The sequence below is a fragment of the Devosia equisanguinis genome (assembly GCF_900631955.1).
Taxonomy (GTDB): Bacteria; Pseudomonadota; Alphaproteobacteria; order Rhizobiales; family Devosiaceae; genus Devosia; species Devosia equisanguinis.
In genome coordinates, this window is the sequence record NZ_UZWD01000022.1 from 21129 (window position 1) to 36327 (window position 15199).

Below are 15199 nucleotides of genomic sequence, written 5' to 3' on the forward strand. Positions count from 1 at the left end.
CCTGAACACATCCCCGTCATGCAGGAAAATTCCGCGCCCCGCGCCCCCCACTCCGGGGGTTCAACGCCGATTATTACGGTCAGCGGCGTCGACTATGTCGTCGACATGGCTGGCAAGCCGCTGCAGATCCTCAAGGGTGTCGATCTCGCTGTGACGCCGGGCGAAGTGGTGGCCATTGTCGGTCCCTCCGGTAGCGGCAAGACTTCGTTGCTGATGCTGCTGGCCGGGCTCGAACGGGCAACCGCCGGCCGCATCACTATTGGCGGCACCGACATCACCAATCTCGATGAAGACGCCATGGCGGTATTCCGCCGCAAGACGCTCAGCATCGTCTTCCAGAGCTTCCACCTCATCCCCTCGCTCAGCGCCCTCGACAATGTCGGGCTGGCGCTCGAGATCGCCCAACCCGACCTGCCGCTGGCCAAGGTGCGCGAAGCCGCCGCCGCCGCGCTCGACACCGTGGGCCTGGGCAAGCGTCTCGATCATCGCCCCGCTGCCCTCTCGGGTGGCGAGCAGCAGCGCGTCGGCCTCGCCCGTGCCCTGGTCACCAAACCGCCCTTGCTCCTGGCCGACGAGCCCACCGGCAATCTCGACCAGAATACCGGTGCGGTGGTGGTCGATCTGATGTTCGACCTGGCCCGGCGCAACAACACCACCGTGGTGCTGATCACGCATGATCCCAATCTCGCTGCCCGCGCCGATCGCAGCTTTACCATGACGCAGGGCCGGCTCAGCGAAAACACCGGCGGAGCGCATTGATGCGCGCCATGATTGCTGCAGCCCGCGTTGGGCTGATCGAAATGGCCGGCGACTGGAAGCGCTTCTGGCTGCTGATCCTGTGCCTGGCCGTCGGCACCGCGCTGATTGCCGGCGTCAGCTCGGTCAGCGGCGCCATCACCCGCGCCGTCGACCAGAATGCCGCCGTCCTGATGGGCGGCGATCTCGAGCTCACCCGCTCCGACCGCGCCGCCAATGCCGATGAACTGGCCCTGTTCGAGCGCTTCGGCCGCGTCGCCGCCCTCACCGAAACCAATCTCAGCGCTGAATCCGACACCAGCGAAGCCTTTGTCGATCTCGTCGCCGCCGGCCCCGGCTACCCCCTTCTCGGCCAGCTCGACACCAGCGCCACCGACGCCGCCACCACCCCCTTCGCCGCCCTGGGCGAGGTCGAGGACACCTTTGGCGCGCTGGTCGATCCGGTCATGCTCGACCAGTTAGGCCTCAGGACCGGCGACATCATCCGCATCGGCGGCACTGATTTCGAGGTGCGCGGCACGCTGGGCGCCCTGCCTGACGGTCCGGTGCGCGGTTTTCGCCTGGGGCTGACCGCCCTCATCAACAGCGATGGCTTCGCCAAGATTTCCGACCGCACCTCGCCTTTGCCGGGCCTCGGCACCAATTTCCGCTATAAGCTGCTGCTCAGCGAATTGGCGATCGAACCGGCCCGCGCCGAACTGGTCGCCGCGCTCGACGATGCCGGCTGGGAGATCCGGTCGGCACTGGACGGACTCGGGCCGATGCTGCGCTATTATCAGCTCTTTACCGGCTTCCTCGTCGTGGTGGGCCTGGGCTCACTGCTCATCGGCGGCGTCAGCGTCTGGAGCGTCATGTCGGCCTATGTGGCGGAGCGCTCCGGCGTTATTGCCGTGCTGCGCAGCCTCGGCGCCTCGCGCGCCCGGGTCATGGTGCATTTCCTCGTCCAGGTGCTGGCTCTGGCGCTGATCGGCGTCGGTATCGGCGTCGCCATTGGTGCCGGCATCGGCTTTCTGGTGCTGCCAGTCGTCGGCGAAGCCATTGGCGTGGCGCTTGATGGCGGGCTCGATGTCGCGGCTCTGCTGGTTGCGGCGGCGGTTGGCCTGCTGACCGCCTTTGCCTTTTCCTACCTGCCGCTGGTACAGGCGCAGATGGTCAGCCCGGCAAGCCTGTTCCGCGCCCGTGGCCTCGGCGCCCCGCCCATTCGCTGGCGTCGGCTCGTCGCCTCTCCAGCGCTCTGGCCGCTGGTCATAGCTATTGCGGCCTTCTTCTGGCTGGCCGTCATCCTCACCGGCGACGTGCTGCTGGTCCTGGCCTTCGCTGCTGCCTGCCTGCTGGCGACCCTGTTATTCCAGTTTGGCAGCCGCTTCGTCCTGCACCGCATTCCCCACACCGGCGAACCCGGCTGGATGCCGCTGCGCCAGGCCCTGCGTGCCATGTCCGGCTCGGTGCGTGCCAGCGCCGCCGTGGTCACCGCGGTGGGCCTCGCCGTGCTCATCCTGGTCGTGGTGCAGATTCTCGCCGTCAACCTGCGCAATGAATTCCTCGGCGCCTCGGTCTTCGATGCGCCAACCCTGGTCGCATCCGATCTCTTCGAGGACGAGGCGGAAAGCCTCAATCTCCTGGTCGGCCCCGAGCACGGCATCGCCCAGGTGGTCACCACTCCGATGCTGCGCGGTGCCCTCACGGCGATCAATGACCGTCCCATCGGCCAATTGCAGGCCAATGGCCCGGAAGCTGCGTTCCTGCTGTCGGGCGAAATCCCCATGACCTATCGCAATGTCCTGCCCCCTGCCTCTCGCGTCGTCGAGGGTCAGTGGTGGGGCCCGGATTATGCCGGCGAGCCCTTGGTGTCCCTGCACCAGAACTTGCGCCAGGGCCTTGGCCTCAAGCTCGGCGACACGGTGAGCTTCGACATCTTTGGCGATACCGTCACCGCGCGCATCGCCAGTTTCCGCGACTATGCCTGGCAAGGCGGCATTGACTTCCTCGTCTCGTTCTCCCCCGGAACGCTCGATCTCTACCCCTCGACGCTGCTCGCAGCGGTGACGGCCGAGCGCGGACGTGAAGAGGAGGTGGAGCGGTTCCTCGCTGCCGAGTTCATCGACATCAAGTTCATCGCCATCGGCGCCACGCTCGAACGCATCACCGCCGCCTTGGGCCAACTGTCCCTCGCCGTGGCCGCTGTCGGGGGCATTGCCGTCTCCAATGGCCTGCTCATTCTCATCGGCAGCCTCGCCTCCGGTCGGCGCCAGCGCGAGACCGATGCGGTGATCACGCGCGTGCTGGGGGCCAGGCGCGGCGACATCCTCGCCACGGCGCTGCTGCAATTCCTGCTGCTCGCCGCCTTTGCCGCGCTTCTCGCCATCCCGGCCGGTCTTGCCACAGCCTGGATGCTCAGCAGCATCCTGCTCAACGTCGCCTTTACCCTCGATCCCACCACCGTTCTGCTCGTGGCCCTGGGTGTCGTCGTGGTCACTGCCATTCTCGGCGCCACCACGTTGCTGCGGGTGCTGGCGCGGCGGCCGGCGCTGCTATTGCGCGAAATGCAGAGCATTTGAGCCCAACTGATTCGGCGCCCGGGCTTGCCAGGGCGCCGGAATTCGGCCATCAAGCCGCCGCGATTGGCGCGTAATGCGCTCGGATTGCGACGGATTGGTCGGGGACGGATGCATGACGGCACGGGTGATTGGCTTATTGGCGATGGCGCTGCTGGTTTCCGGCTGCACCTTTGCCGGCGTCAAACCCTTGCCTGGTAATGCCTCCCGCGCCGCCATCCCCGCGACCGAAGCGATTGCTGCGCTCGCCCCCGAGGCCAATGAGAGCCGCGAGGGCTATGTGCCCAAGGCCTCCGCCGTGCCGACCGCGCCCAGCGCCATGCTGATGGGCTATACCGGCAGCCGCCATGGCGCGCTCGATGGGCTCATCACCCATTACGCCAATGCCTATAAGGTGCCCGAAGAGCTGGTGCGCCGCATCATCGTGCGCGAAAGCAATTACAATCCCGCCGCCCGCAATGGCCCCTATTGGGGCCTGATGCAGATCAGCCACGCCACCGCCCGCGGCATGGGCTTTTCCGGCGACCCATCCGCCCTGCTCGACGCCGAAACCAATCTGCGCTTTGCCGTACGCTACCTGGCCGGCGCCTATGTCACCGCCCGCGGCAATCACGACCAGGCGGTGCAGTTCTATGCCCGCGGCTATTACTACGACGCCAAGCGCCTGGGCCTGCTGCAAAAAAGCGGCCTGCTGTAGCCGTTCCCCTCAAAATCCGGGCGTGCAAAAGCCGGTGGACCTGCCACCGGCTTTTTCAGATCGCCTGATCGCCGCGCACGGCCTGGCTGACCGCGAAATGCGCGGTCTCGATCGAGGGGAAATGCTGTCCGTCGATCGGAAAGGCCGGCAGCTTCACCGCGAGGAAGCGGTAGCCTTCGGCATCCGGCACGACGACACCCAGGGGCTCGCCGCCGACTTCGATAACGGTTGGCCGGATCTTTTCGGCCGTCTTCAAACTTGGTTCTTGCATGGTGGAAGCTCCACTTCCGCACCGAATCCGCGCGCCATGAACTCAAGGCATCTGCCTTGGCTCCGGCCTCGGTCGCTGCAGGGTTTATTGATTCTGTGAGACGGTGGTGTGACGGCGGGTCACATTCGTTTGCAGAAGCAAGTCCCTTGCCAGCGTTTGGCGCCATGCTGTCGGGTTACGAGGGTCGAACACAGGGCTTGGAAATTGAAGTGTGTCGATGTCGTCATCGTCATTCCTCTCCTGAGCGAGTGTTGGACTGGTTCGTTTCACCACGCCTTTGCGGCGCAGCAAGGGCAAGATAGGGCCGGCTCGGAGATTTTTCCAGTGCCCCATCATGCGTAAATGGCCAAAAAGACGAAAAACCCTGCTCGACTTTCGGCCTATGGCAGATAATATGAGTTTTTAGATCAGATTATAATCTCACGCGTCACCTTGAACTGGCCCCCACAATCTGGTCTTTTGATTGTCTTGGATCTGTCTCCCGTCCTCGGGAGCAAGGGGACTGTCAGGTGTCTGAAGACGAATTGCCTCCCGTCGTGCGGGGCAAGAGGGGGGCAAAGCCCTCCGGCAAGCCGACCCTCAAAACGATAGCGCAAATGACGGGGCTGGCGGTTACCACCATTTCCCGCGCGCTCAACAATGCGCCGGAACTGGCCCAGGAAACCCGTGACCGCGTGCAGAAGATCGCAGCCGAGATCGGCTACCTGCCCGATCGCGCCGCGCTGCGCCTCAAGACCGGCCGCACCAATGTCATTTCGCTGGTGCTCGAGCCGGACGAGCAGATCTACGGCTTCGGCTCCTCGCTGATGGCGGGCATCACCGAGGCCCTGCGCAACACGCCCTATCACCTCGTCATCACGCCGCTGTTCCGCGGCGTGTCGCCGATGGAGCCGATCCGCCACATCGTGCGCAATCGCATGGCCGATGGCGTCATCTTCTCCAAGACCGAGAGTTTCGACGAGCGCATCCGCTTCCTCATCGACAATGATTTTCCCTTTGTCAGCCACGGCCGCAGCCAGTACAGCGAGCCGCACCCCTCGGTGGACTTCGACAACGAGGCCTATGCCTATGCCGCAACCAGGCGCTTGGCACAGAAAGGCTGCAAGAAGGTCAGTATCGTTCTGCCCGAAAGCGCCCTCACCTATGCCGAGCATCTGCGGGCCGGCGTGATCCGCGCCGCCAACGAGGCGGGCATCGCCTATGAGTTCTCGACCGACGTCAACAGCTTCAGCCCCTCGGATGCGCTGCGCAATTATGTGGGCAAACGCGCCCGCCGGCCGGACGGCCCCGATGGCTGGATCTGTGTGTCGGAAGTCTCGGCCCTGGCCGTACTCGGCGCCCTCAACGACGCCGGCAAGACCGTGGGCCAGGACGTGCATGTGGTGACCAAGCAGAGCTCACCCATGTTCGATGCCTTCCAGCCCAGCGCCGAAACCGTGCACGAGGATTTCGTCGATGCCGGCTTCCATCTTGGCTCGATCCTCTTGCGCCGCATTTCCGGCGCCACCGACGATCTTACCTATGTAGCTGCACCCAGGATCGGCTGGCGCGAGTAAACGGCTAGAGAGGCTGCCCCTCAGCCCTCCAGTTCCTCGCGCAGCATTTCCAGTTCCAGCCATTGCTCCTCTGCAGCCGCCTTCCTGGCTTCGGCTGCCTCCAGCGCCTTGGACTTGGCCGCAAAGCCATTGGGGTCCTTGGTGTAGAGATTGGGGTCGGACAGGGCCGCATTGATCGTGCGGATTTCTCCGTCGAGCTTGTCGATCTCCTTTGGCAAGGTTTCGAGCGCGTGCTTTTCCTTAAAGCTCAGCTTGCGCTTGGCGCTGGCCTGGGGCGCCGGCGCGTCGGCCTTTGGCTTTTCCGCCTTGGGCGCCTTGTCGACCACGCGCGCCGACACCCCGGCGCCGCGCTGGGACACCATGTCGGAATAGCCGCCGGCATATTCGGTCCAGCGCCCATCGCCCTCCGCCATGATCACCGACGTCGCCACCCGGTCGAGAAAATCGCGGTCGTGGCTTACCACGACCACGGTGCCGGCATAGTCGGACACCATTTCCTCGAGCAGGTCGAGCGTTTCGAGGTCCAGATCGTTGGTCGGCTCGTCGAGCACCAGGAAATTGCTGGGCAAAGCCAAAGCACGCGCCAGGGCCACGCGGGCCCGCTCGCCCCCCGAAAGCTTGCCGATTGGCGTATTGGCCTGTTCGGGGGTGAACAGGAAGTCCTTCATATAGCCGACGACATGCTTGGATTCGCCATTGATCTTGAGCGTATCGCTGCCCCCGCCGGTCAGCGCATCGCGCAACCGCGTATCCGGGTCGAGCCGCGCCCGCCCCTGGTCGAGCATGGCCAGTTCCAGCGCCGAGCCCATCTTGATGCTGCCGCTATCGGGTTCCAACAGCCCGGTCAGCATCTTGATCAGCGTCGTCTTGCCGGCCCCGTTCGGCCCGACAATCCCCACCCGGTCGCCGCGCAACACGCGGGTGGAAAATTCCTTGACGATGGCCCGGCCGCCAAAGCTTTTCGAAACGTTCTCGGCCTCGGCCACCAAAGCGCCGGAGGTGCGGCCCTCGCTTACCGCCATGGTGACATTGCCGGTGGCGCGGCGTTGTTCGCGCCGGTCCTGTCTCAACCCCGCCAGCCGCTCCAGGCGCCCCACATTGCGCTTCCGCCTTGCGGTCACGCCATAGCGCAGCCAATGCTCTTCGCGTACGATCTGGCGGTCGAGCTTGTGCCGGTCTTTTTCTTCCTGCTCCAACACCTCGTCACGCCAGCCTTCAAATGCAGAAAAACCCTTTTCGATGCGGCGGGTGACGCCGCGATCGAGCCAGACGGTCGAGCGGGTGAGATCGGCGAGGAACCGCCGATCATGGCTGATCAGCACCAGCGCCGAGCGGATCTGGCTGAGCTCGTCCTGCAGCCACTCGATCACCGGCAGGTCCAGATGGTTGGTGGGCTCATCGAGCAGCAGCACGTCCGGCTGCGGCGCCAGAACCCGGGCCAGCGCCGCGCGACGCCCCTCGCCCCCCGAAAGCGTCTTGGGATCTTCCGTGCCCGTCAGCCCCAGCGCCTCGAGCAGATATTGCGCGCGATAGGGATCATCGCCTGGCGCCAGCCCAGCTTCCACATAGGCGAGCGTCGTGGCATGTCCGGTGAGGTCGGGCTCCTGCGGCAGATAGCGGATGGTGGCGCTTGGCTCGGCGAAGCGCACCCCGGCATCGTGCTGGATCAGTCCGGCGGCGATCTTGAGCAGCGTCGACTTGCCCGAACCGTTGCGCCCGACCAGGGCAATGCGTTGCCCCGGCGAGACGATCAGTTCCGCCGCCTCGAGCAATTGCGTGCCGCCAAAGGTCAGCTGGATATTCTGGAGCGAAAGAAGCGGGGGCGCGGCCATGCATGATCCGGGAGAAAACCTGTCCGCCGCGATAGAGCATAGCGGCCCCCGCGGATCAATCGGCAGGCCGATAAAAGAAAAAGGCCGGACAGGACGTTGAGGATCCTGGCCGGCCCGGGGAGACGGCAGCAGCAAGCCCCGTCGTTACGACGCCCGACCCACAGGCCCCAAGGGGTCGGAAGCGCCATGGCCCCTATCAACCATGGCTAAACTTGATTGTCAAACTCATATTTGAGTTTTGTTGTCAGATTTTCGATCAGGCTGCGGAAATCGCCGCCACGCTCTCGCTGACCGCCTCTGCCGTGGTGATGCCCAGCCGCTCGCGGATCGAGCGCTTCTTCTTGGCCAGGTCGGCAATGGTATGGCGGCTCAACACTTCGAAGAAGGCGCCCAGCGCCTCACGCAGTGCGCTATTGAGATCGCACTCCCCGATCAGCGGGCAGTCGGCCCCATCTTCGAAGCACTCGGCCAAAGCGAAGTTCTCTTCGGTCAGACGCACCGTTTCCAGCAGCGTGATCTGCTCGGCCGGCTTGCCCAGCTTGATGCCGCCATGACGTCCGCGCACGGTCTGCAGGAGCCCGTTTTCCACCAGCGGCTTGATCAGCTTGAACAGGAACAATTCGGAGATGCCATAAGCCCGCGCGATTTCGGCGACACGGCTCAGGCCCGGCTCGTTCACGGCGCAATAGACCAGCGTGCGGATGGCATAGTTGGATTGGCGGGTCAGTCTCACGAGGCAATATCCTGTTGCAGAGGGCTACGCGGCATCCGCGTTTTCGTCTTGTTGCCGTCGTAACTTATAACCATTCTAAAAAATGTCAATTAATCCTGAAACGCCCAATCATGTTTTTCACCCCAAAAGCGGCACGCGGCACACTGGACAGCGCAATAAGTTCACAATATGAATTTATTGTGGGAGAGGTGACAAGGTGAGCAAGACCATCACGCGCGCCGATTTGAGCGAGTCGGTAGCCCAGAGGGCGGGCCTGTCGAAGGCCGAGGCCACACGCCTGACCGACCGAATGTTCGAGCTCATCGGCGAAGCGCTGATGTCAGGCGAGACGGTCAAGCTCACCGGCTTTGGCTCGCTTCAGGTCCGCGCCCGCGCCGAACGCATTGGCCGCAACCCGCGCACCGGCAAAGAACACATCATCTCCCCCCGCAACACAGTCGTGCTGACCCCCGGCCAGCACCTGCGCCAGACCCTCGACGACCTCAAACGGTAAGCCCGTTCGCGTTCTTGCAGATCATTTCAACTGCGCCGGCAACAAGCACCCTGTCGCCCTCGGGCTCGACGCCAGGGCGTGTCGGCGAGCCACCACGCAGCACTGGAGTCTTTTGGACCAGAGGAGGCGGCCATTGCCTTTGGCAGCATCGCACCGCAAACGCGATGCGGCCCCTCCCCCTCCTTCAGGGGGAGGTTGGGTGGGGGTATACAGCGCCCTCAAGCCTAGGGGCGATGGACGTCATATCCGAACGAGGTGAGCGGCTCGGTTGGAAATGATGCCACTTCACCAGCGGCGCAAATGCGCCACAGCCGGCCCTTAAGCCGTCAGGCCCGTGCCGTTTTCGGCATCGCGGTCGAACTGGCCATTGCGGCGGAAGCGCCACATATAGGTGGGCAGGACCGTGTCCATGCTCTTGGGCGCAATGCCGAAGGCATCGATCCCGCGCTTGTCCTTGATCGCCGCTTCGGAGACGACATTGTCGACCCCGAGCAATTCGATCTGGTCGGCGGTGACAAGCGGCTTGAACGGCAGGACGCCAAGCAGTCCGGCGCCGAGCTTGGCGAGCCCGGCGGGGACTGGGACCAGCGGGCGATTGCGGCCGGATTCGCGCAGCACGCGCTGCATCAACGCCTTGTGCGTTTCGACATCGGGACCACCCAGCTCGTAGACGCGTCCACCCTTGACCGCACCTTCGGCGGCCTTGGCCAAAGCTTCGGCCACGTCACCGACATAGATGGGCTGCAGCAGTGTATCGCCGCCGATCAGGGGCATGAACGGCAACACGCGGGACAGTCCGCCCATGAGATTGGTGTAGCCGTCGTCCTGCCCGAAGATCAGGCTGGGACGCAGGATGATCGCATCCGCAAAGGCTGCCAGAACGGCAGCTTCGCCATCGAGCTTGCTCTTGGCATAGGCGCTGACTTCAGCCGCCTTGTCGACGCCGAGCGCCGACAGATGCACCATTCTGGTCGCGCCGGCGGCCTTGGCTGCACGTGCAACGGCACCTGCGCCCTCGACATGCACGGCTTCGAACCGCTGCTTGCCGCTTTCATGACCGATGCCAACCAGATTGATGACGATGTCGGAACCGACAACGGCGCGCTGGATCGAGGCCTCGTTGCGCAGATTGGCCTGGATGGGCAGCACCTGGCCGACGCTGCCGAACATGCGCACGTCACCGGCCAGATCCGGACGGCGCACCGCCACCCTGACGCGATGGCCCTGGCGCGCCAGCAGCTGCACCAATTGCGTGCCGACAAATCCCGAACCACCGAAGACGGTAACCAGCTTGGGGGCGAGACGATCCATGGTGGGCTCCAGGTCATGCAGTCGATATCGCCCGCTTCTAGCGCACTGGCCGCGCCGCTGTCGAGCCTTGCCGAACGGCGCTTCACTTATGTCGCGCGCGTCCTGATCGGACACGCGTTCATCTTTCGTTCATAACGCGGTCATCTCTGCGGGTTGTGCGCCGGACTGGAGGCGATATTTGGCGGCATCAGACCACTTACCCACAGGTCAATTGGTCTTGGCACAACGATTTTCACAAGACCCGCAAATCCGCATTGACATTGCGGCTATGGCCCCCTAGTTACACGGCCGTCGCCCAGATGGCGGAATTGGTAGACGCGCACGGTTCAGGTCCGTGTGCCGCAAGGCGTGAAGGTTCGAGTCCTTTTCTGGGCACCAATTTTGCAAGAAAGCCGCGCAGCCTCAATGGCTTGCGCGGCTTTCTTGTTTTTGGCGCAAGCGCCATTGCCTATTGCGGCAGGCGCCGCCGCCCCAGCCGCGCACCGACAAAGCCGATCAGCAGCGATGCCAGCACCGCGATCAGCAGCGGCCAGTGGCGCAGTTGCGCGAACACCGTGGTCGCCAGCTTCTGGTGCGGCCGCACATCGAGCGCCCCCATCTGCCCCGGCACCAGCTCGGCCGTAATCCGCCCCAGCGGATCGGTCGCAAAAGTCAGCCCGGTATTCGCCGCCCGCAACAGGCTCATCCCCTCTTCCACCGCCCGCAACCGCGCGTGGTGGGCATGTTGAGCCGGCCCGATCGAACCATCGAACCAGGCGTCATTGGTGACATTAAGCAGGAATTGCGCGCCCTGCACATCGCCCAGATCGCCCGAAAAGATGATCTCGTAGCAGATCAGGACCAGCATCGCCGGGGTATTGGGCAGGCTCATCAACCGCCGCTTGGCATCGCCATGCGACCACCCGTCGGCCCCCGGCACGAACTGGGTAATACCGATCTGCTTGAGCAGGTCGGCAAAGGGCAAGAATTCGCCGAACGGCACCAGATGCGCCTTGTCATAGCTGGCAATCACCTCGCCATCGGTGTTGACGGCGATCACAGCATTATAGGGCGGCTCGCGCTTGGTGCCGACCTCAAGACTATAGGGTTGGCGCGGCACGCCGGCGAGCAGCACGGTCTGTTCGGCCAGCATGCGGGCAATGCGCGCCAAGGCGTCCGGATAGGTGGAGAGGAAGAACGGCACGCTCGATTCCGGCCACACCAGATGCGTGATATCGGCCAAACCCTGGTCGTTCGGGTTCATGCGCATATCCGACAGCATCAGCAGTCGGTCGATCAGTGCCGCCGCATCGACATTGCCGAAATCTGCATGCTCATAGACCAGCGGCTGCACCAGCCGCAACGTTATGTCCTGCCGCTCCGTCGCGGTGATTCCCGCCAACCGGTTCCAGCCATAACCCAGTTGCGCGGCGATCACCGCCAGCGCCAGGAAGAACGGCGCCAACCGCCGGCTTAACGGCCTGTCATCGGCGGGCCACACCAGGGCGGGGGTCATGGCGAGGAGAGGCGCCAGGAATGTCAGGCCATAGACACCGACCACCGACGCCAGCTGCATCATCTCGTCGGTGCCGGTGAGCGAATAGCCCAGAAGATCGAAGGGGAAGCCGGTCAAGACATGCCCGCGCGCAAACTCGGCAACGGTGAGCCAGCCGGTCAAGGCAAAGATGCGCGCCGCGCCATGGCTCCAGGTCAGATGCGCCAGTGCCGAGGCAAGGCCCCAGAACAGCGCGATCATCGCGGCCAGCGCGGCAATGGCCGGCGGCATGGCTGCCAGGACCCAGCCGCCATCGACGAAAAAAGCCGCCCCCAACCAGTGGAAAGCCACGAGGAAATACCCCCAGCCGAAGGCAAAGCCGATGGTGAAGGCCGGCCCGAACAGGCGCCGCCACCCGCGCCGCCGTTCAGCGCCGTCAAGCGCCCAGACCCAGATCGGCATGGCGATGAACAAGGCTGGCAGAATGAAGAAGGGGGGAACCGAAAGCCCGGCGACCGCCCCCGCGACGAACAGGAGCACAAAGCGGCGCCAGCCTTGGCTAAGCATGGCGAAATTGGCCAGCCAGGTCATGCGCGGATCGGGAGCGAATCAGAGGTCATGCCGCAAGGTGGTCGCGCGCGGATGAGGCGTCAAGGCGGTGGACTTGGGCCCGGTGCAGGGCTAGGAGTGCTGGACAATATCGCAGGGCTCGTGATGGGCCCGCCGCCCCTCAAGCCCCGGCCTCACGCAAAGGCCAGTCGCCGCAGGGCCAGGGAGTTTGCGCCTTGAGTGATGATGTCGTGCCGCAGCCGCTGACCCTTGCCATCGACACGGCCGCGCCGCGCCTGCAACTGGCCTTGCTGCGCTACGACGGCCGGGTTGATACGCTGGTCGAGGACATCGCCAAAGGTCATGCCGAGCTATTGTTCGCGCGCGTCGACACGCTTCTCGCGCGCAACGGCGTCATTTATGCGCAACTGCAACGCATCGCCACCACCACCGGGCCGGGCTCGTTCACCGGCCTGCGCATCGGGCTCTCGGCAGCCCGCGGCCTGGGCCTGGCCCGCGCCATTCCGGTACTTGGCATACCCAGCCTGCTTGCACTCTCGCTCGGGGCCTCCTCGGGCCCGGTGACGGTGCTGCTCGATGCCCGCCGCGACGAAGCCTATTTCGAAGCCTTCCCGGCCCCGGGCCGACGCGCCGAGGGCCCGCGCCTGCTGCCCATGGCCGAGGCGCGCGCCGCCATTGTCCCCGACTCGACGCTCATCGAGTCCCCCTTTGTCGATATCGGCGCCATGGCCCGCTTTGCGGCCACAGCCGACCCGGCCGACTATCCACCCCACGCCGCCTATGTGCGCGATGCCGATGCCAAGCCGCAGGACGCCTCGCGCATTCCGAGGCGCCAGCCATGATCAAGCTCTGGATGGCACCGGCGGGCCTGCATATCGAACCGGGGGAATCCCAAGATGCCAAGGACCTGGCACGCATCCATGCCCAGAGCTTCTTCCGCGGCTGGCCCTCCGAGGAGTTCACCCGCTTTCTCGACGACAAGGCGACGCCCATCTACATCGCCTGCGATGCCAAACGGCGTATGGCCGGCTTTGCTGTTATCCGCACCGTTCTCGATGAATCCGAGCTCTTGAGCATCGCCGTTGATCCCAAATGGCGCGGCAAGGGATTGGGGCGGGCACTGATGCAGGCCGTGTTCGCCGATCTCATGCTGTCGCCGGCCCGGCGCATGTTCCTCGAGGTCGACGAACAGAACATGCCAGCCATCCGACTCTACGAAAAACTCGGCTTTGTGCGCATTTCCACACGCAAGGGCTATTATCCCCGTCCTGACGGGTCTGCAGCCACTGCGCTTGTCATGGCGCGCGATCTTGGGTAACCCCAAGACAAATCCTCAGACAAGGAGCGATGGCTTGAGCCGGAACCCTTCCGAACCGACGCTCGAAGAGGCCTGCGTGCAGCGCGGCATGCGCATGACCGATCAGCGCCGCGTCATTGCCCGGGTGATCGAGGACAGCTCCGATCACCCCGACGTCGAAGAACTCTATCGACGTGCTTCCAGCATCGATGCGCGCATTTCGCTGTCGACCGTCTATCGCACGGTCAACCTCTTCGAAGAGGCAGGGCTGATCACCAAGCACGATTTCAAGGATGGTCGCGCGCGGTTCGAACTGATCCCCGACGAGCACCACGACCACCTCATCGATATCCGCACCGGCAAGGTCATCGAGTTCCGCAATGAGGAGATCGAGGCCATCCAGGAGCTGATTGCCAAGCGACTGGGCTATCGGCTGATCGATCATCGCCTCGAACTCTATGCCGTGCCCCTCAACGAACCGTCGAGTCCCAAGGCCGACTAAGCCGATGCTGTTTCGCTCGCTGTTTTTCATCTTCGTCCTCGTGCCGTTCCTGATCGTGGTAATCCCGCTTCAGGCATTGATCGTGGCGCTGCGGCTCCCTTTCTGGCCGATATTGCCGCGCCTCTTTCATAAGCTGGGCTGCACGTTCCTCGGCCTGCGTGTGACGCTCCTCGGCGAACCCTCAACCGGGCGCCCCACGCTGCTGGTCTCCAACCACATCTCCTGGACCGACATCGTGGCCATCGGCTCGGTGGCCGATGTCACTTTCGTGGCCAAGCGCGAAGTCGGCGACTGGCCCTTTGTCGGCCTGATGGCCAATCTGCAAAAGACCATCTATGTCGATCGCACGCGCCGCACCGATGCCGGGCGTACCGCCCAGGCCATGGGTGCGCATATGGCCAGCGGCAATGCGGTGCTGCTGTTTGCCGAGGGGCAGTCCGATATCGGCACCCACGTCCTGCCATTCCGCTCGGCGCTGGTCGGCGCTGCTCAGCACGCCATGATCGAGGCCGGTGCCACCGATGTGCTGATCCAGCCGCTCACCATTGCCTATACCAGGCTGCAGGGCCTGCCAGTCAGCCGCAATGAGCGTTCGCTGATCGCCTGGATCAAGTCGAAATCCGTCGGGCAGAATATCAGCGAAATCCTGGGGGGCCCGGTCAAGGACGTCACCGTTGCCTTCGGCACGCCGATGCCGCTTACCGCCGGCAGCGACCGCAAGGCCGTGACCAAGGCGGCGGAACAGCAGGTGCGCGCCATGCTTGTCGCCCTCAACCGCACCGGCACCCTGCCCGCGCCGACGGCACAATCGGAGCAAGTTTAGCGGTTAAGCCTAACAGGCGACTTCGCTTTGCCGTTAACGGTTCATTATCTATGTGTGGCTCCATCGCAATGGAGCGCAACATGACTTTTCAGCTCGTCATCATCTGGGCGTTGGTGATCTCGGTCACGGCCTGGTTCTTCCGCGACGAACGCCAACGCGCGGCCCGGCGCCTCGAAGAACGCGCGGCCCATTTCGCCTCCGCTCCGGCCTATCGCTATCACGCCCCGGTGGCGCAGACGACGTCCCCAGAGATGACCCGCCGCACCGCCGGCCTTTCGGACACCCAACGCCGCTATTTCGAGGAACTGGCCCGCCAGGGCCAATAGGCA

The 15199-nt window shown here is 64.3% G+C and carries 15 protein-coding genes and 1 tRNA gene; 11 read left to right on the forward strand and 5 right to left on the reverse strand.

Annotation, left to right across the window (positions count from 1 at the left end; translation table 11 throughout):
• Positions 1 to 18: 18 nt before the first annotated feature.
• The 3 genes from DEVEQU_RS06915 (at position 19) to DEVEQU_RS06925 (ending at position 4008) form a co-directional block, all read left to right on the forward strand.
• Complete coding sequence (locus tag DEVEQU_RS06915; protein ID WP_126149856.1) at positions 19 to 759, forward strand: ABC transporter ATP-binding protein; 741 nt, start codon at positions 19 to 21, stop codon at positions 757 to 759.
• The gene (locus DEVEQU_RS06920; RefSeq protein ID WP_126149857.1) at positions 759 to 3314 is read left to right on the forward strand and encodes an ABC transporter permease; all 2556 of its coding nucleotides are present in this window, start codon (positions 759 to 761) and stop codon (positions 3312 to 3314) included. Before DEVEQU_RS06915 ends, DEVEQU_RS06920 begins: the two co-directional genes overlap by 1 nt.
• Positions 3315 to 3387: 73 nt before the next feature.
• A complete protein-coding gene (locus tag DEVEQU_RS06925) occupies positions 3388 to 4008 on the forward strand; it encodes a transglycosylase SLT domain-containing protein (protein WP_126149858.1) in 621 nt (206 codons plus the stop codon).
• 55 nt (positions 4009 to 4063) lie between these two features.
• Here the strand turns inward: DEVEQU_RS06925 and DEVEQU_RS06930 are convergent, their stop codons facing one another.
• Entirely contained in the window at positions 4064 to 4264 is a 201-nt protein-coding gene (locus DEVEQU_RS06930; RefSeq protein WP_126149859.1) for a hypothetical protein, read from the reverse strand.
• 524 nt (positions 4265 to 4788) lie between these two features.
• Here DEVEQU_RS06930 and DEVEQU_RS06935 point away from each other — a divergent pair.
• A complete protein-coding gene (locus DEVEQU_RS06935; RefSeq protein ID WP_353744196.1) occupies positions 4789 to 5835 on the forward strand; it encodes a LacI family transcriptional regulator in 1047 nt (348 codons plus the stop codon).
• A 20-nt stretch (positions 5836 to 5855) separates the two neighbouring features.
• Here DEVEQU_RS06935 and DEVEQU_RS06940 read toward each other — a convergent pair whose 3' ends face one another.
• Together DEVEQU_RS06940 and rirA are read right to left on the reverse strand one after the other, a co-directional pair.
• Positions 5856 to 7667, reverse strand: coding sequence for an ABC-F family ATP-binding cassette domain-containing protein (locus DEVEQU_RS06940; protein WP_126149861.1), 1812 nt, complete (start codon positions 7665 to 7667; stop codon positions 5856 to 5858).
• 256 nt (positions 7668 to 7923) lie between these two features.
• A complete protein-coding gene (gene rirA, locus DEVEQU_RS06945) occupies positions 7924 to 8400 on the reverse strand; it encodes an iron-responsive transcriptional regulator RirA (RefSeq protein WP_126149862.1) in 477 nt (158 codons plus the stop codon).
• Between the two features lie 196 nt (positions 8401 to 8596).
• Here rirA and DEVEQU_RS06950 point away from each other — a divergent pair, with 196 nt between their 5' ends.
• Positions 8597 to 8893, forward strand: a complete 297-nt coding sequence (locus DEVEQU_RS06950) for an integration host factor subunit alpha (RefSeq protein ID WP_126149863.1) — start codon at positions 8597 to 8599, stop codon at positions 8891 to 8893.
• Positions 8894 to 9211: 318 nt separating this feature from the next.
• On the opposite strand, the gene DEVEQU_RS06955 is transcribed toward DEVEQU_RS06950, so the two are convergent.
• On the reverse strand, positions 9212 to 10204 hold the full coding sequence (locus DEVEQU_RS06955) for a complex I NDUFA9 subunit family protein (RefSeq protein ID WP_126149864.1): 993 nt from the start codon (positions 10202 to 10204) through the stop codon (positions 9212 to 9214).
• 293 nt (positions 10205 to 10497) lie between these two features.
• On the opposite strand from DEVEQU_RS06955, the gene DEVEQU_RS06960 reads away from it, so the two are divergent.
• A tRNA-Leu gene (locus DEVEQU_RS06960) sits at positions 10498 to 10582 on the forward strand.
• Between the two features lie 70 nt (positions 10583 to 10652).
• Here the strand turns inward: DEVEQU_RS06960 and lnt are convergent.
• On the reverse strand, positions 10653 to 12269 hold the full coding sequence (gene lnt, locus DEVEQU_RS06965; protein WP_126149865.1) for an apolipoprotein N-acyltransferase: 1617 nt from the start codon (positions 12267 to 12269) through the stop codon (positions 10653 to 10655).
• A gap of 194 nt (positions 12270 to 12463) precedes the next feature.
• Here lnt and tsaB point away from each other — a divergent pair, with 194 nt between their 5' ends.
• From tsaB to DEVEQU_RS06990, 5 genes are all read left to right on the forward strand, one after another.
• Positions 12464 to 13090 carry a tRNA (adenosine(37)-N6)-threonylcarbamoyltransferase complex dimerization subunit type 1 TsaB gene (tsaB, locus tag DEVEQU_RS06970; RefSeq protein WP_164550299.1) on the forward strand — a complete coding sequence of 209 codons (627 nt, stop codon included), beginning with the start codon at positions 12464 to 12466 and terminating at the stop codon, positions 13088 to 13090.
• Complete coding sequence (rimI, locus tag DEVEQU_RS06975) at positions 13087 to 13566, forward strand: ribosomal protein S18-alanine N-acetyltransferase (protein ID WP_126149867.1); 480 nt, start codon at positions 13087 to 13089, stop codon at positions 13564 to 13566. The genes tsaB and rimI overlap by 4 nt, the downstream gene beginning before the upstream one ends.
• Before the next feature lie 88 nt (positions 13567 to 13654).
• Positions 13655 to 14047 (forward strand): Fur family transcriptional regulator, encoded by a 393-nt coding sequence (locus tag DEVEQU_RS06980; RefSeq protein WP_126149994.1) that lies wholly within the window; start codon positions 13655 to 13657, stop codon positions 14045 to 14047.
• Between the two features lie 4 nt (positions 14048 to 14051).
• Positions 14052 to 14870 carry a lysophospholipid acyltransferase family protein gene (locus DEVEQU_RS06985; protein ID WP_164550300.1) on the forward strand — a complete coding sequence of 273 codons (819 nt, stop codon included), beginning with the start codon at positions 14052 to 14054 and terminating at the stop codon, positions 14868 to 14870.
• A gap of 80 nt (positions 14871 to 14950) precedes the next feature.
• Positions 14951 to 15196: a hypothetical protein gene (locus tag DEVEQU_RS06990; protein WP_126149869.1), complete on the forward strand. Its 246-nt coding sequence runs from the start codon at positions 14951 to 14953 to the stop codon at positions 15194 to 15196.
• Positions 15197 to 15199: the final 3 nt, after the last annotated feature.

Coding starts and splice junctions, on each gene's coding strand:
- DEVEQU_RS06915 (WP_126149856.1), top strand. CDS start 19: ATGCAGGAAAATTCCGCGCCCCGCGCCCCCCACTCCGGGGGTTCAACG.
- DEVEQU_RS06920 (WP_126149857.1), top strand. CDS start 759: ATGCGCGCCATGATTGCTGCAGCCCGCGTTGGGCTGATCGAAATGGCC.
- DEVEQU_RS06925 (WP_126149858.1), top strand. CDS start 3,388: ATGCGCTCGGATTGCGACGGATTGGTCGGGGACGGATGCATGACGGCA.
- DEVEQU_RS06940 (WP_126149861.1), bottom strand. CDS start 7,667: ATGGCCGCGCCCCCGCTTCTTTCGCTCCAGAATATCCAGCTGACCTTT.
- DEVEQU_RS06955 (WP_126149864.1), bottom strand. CDS start 10,204: ATGGATCGTCTCGCCCCCAAGCTGGTTACCGTCTTCGGTGGTTCGGGA.
- lnt (WP_126149865.1), bottom strand. CDS start 12,269: ATGACCTGGCTGGCCAATTTCGCCATGCTTAGCCAAGGCTGGCGCCGC.
- rimI (WP_126149867.1), top strand. CDS start 13,087: ATGATCAAGCTCTGGATGGCACCGGCGGGCCTGCATATCGAACCGGGG.
- DEVEQU_RS06980 (WP_126149994.1), top strand. CDS start 13,655: ATGCGCATGACCGATCAGCGCCGCGTCATTGCCCGGGTGATCGAGGAC.
- DEVEQU_RS06985 (WP_164550300.1), top strand. CDS start 14,052: ATGCTGTTTCGCTCGCTGTTTTTCATCTTCGTCCTCGTGCCGTTCCTG.
- DEVEQU_RS06990 (WP_126149869.1), top strand. CDS start 14,951: ATGACTTTTCAGCTCGTCATCATCTGGGCGTTGGTGATCTCGGTCACG.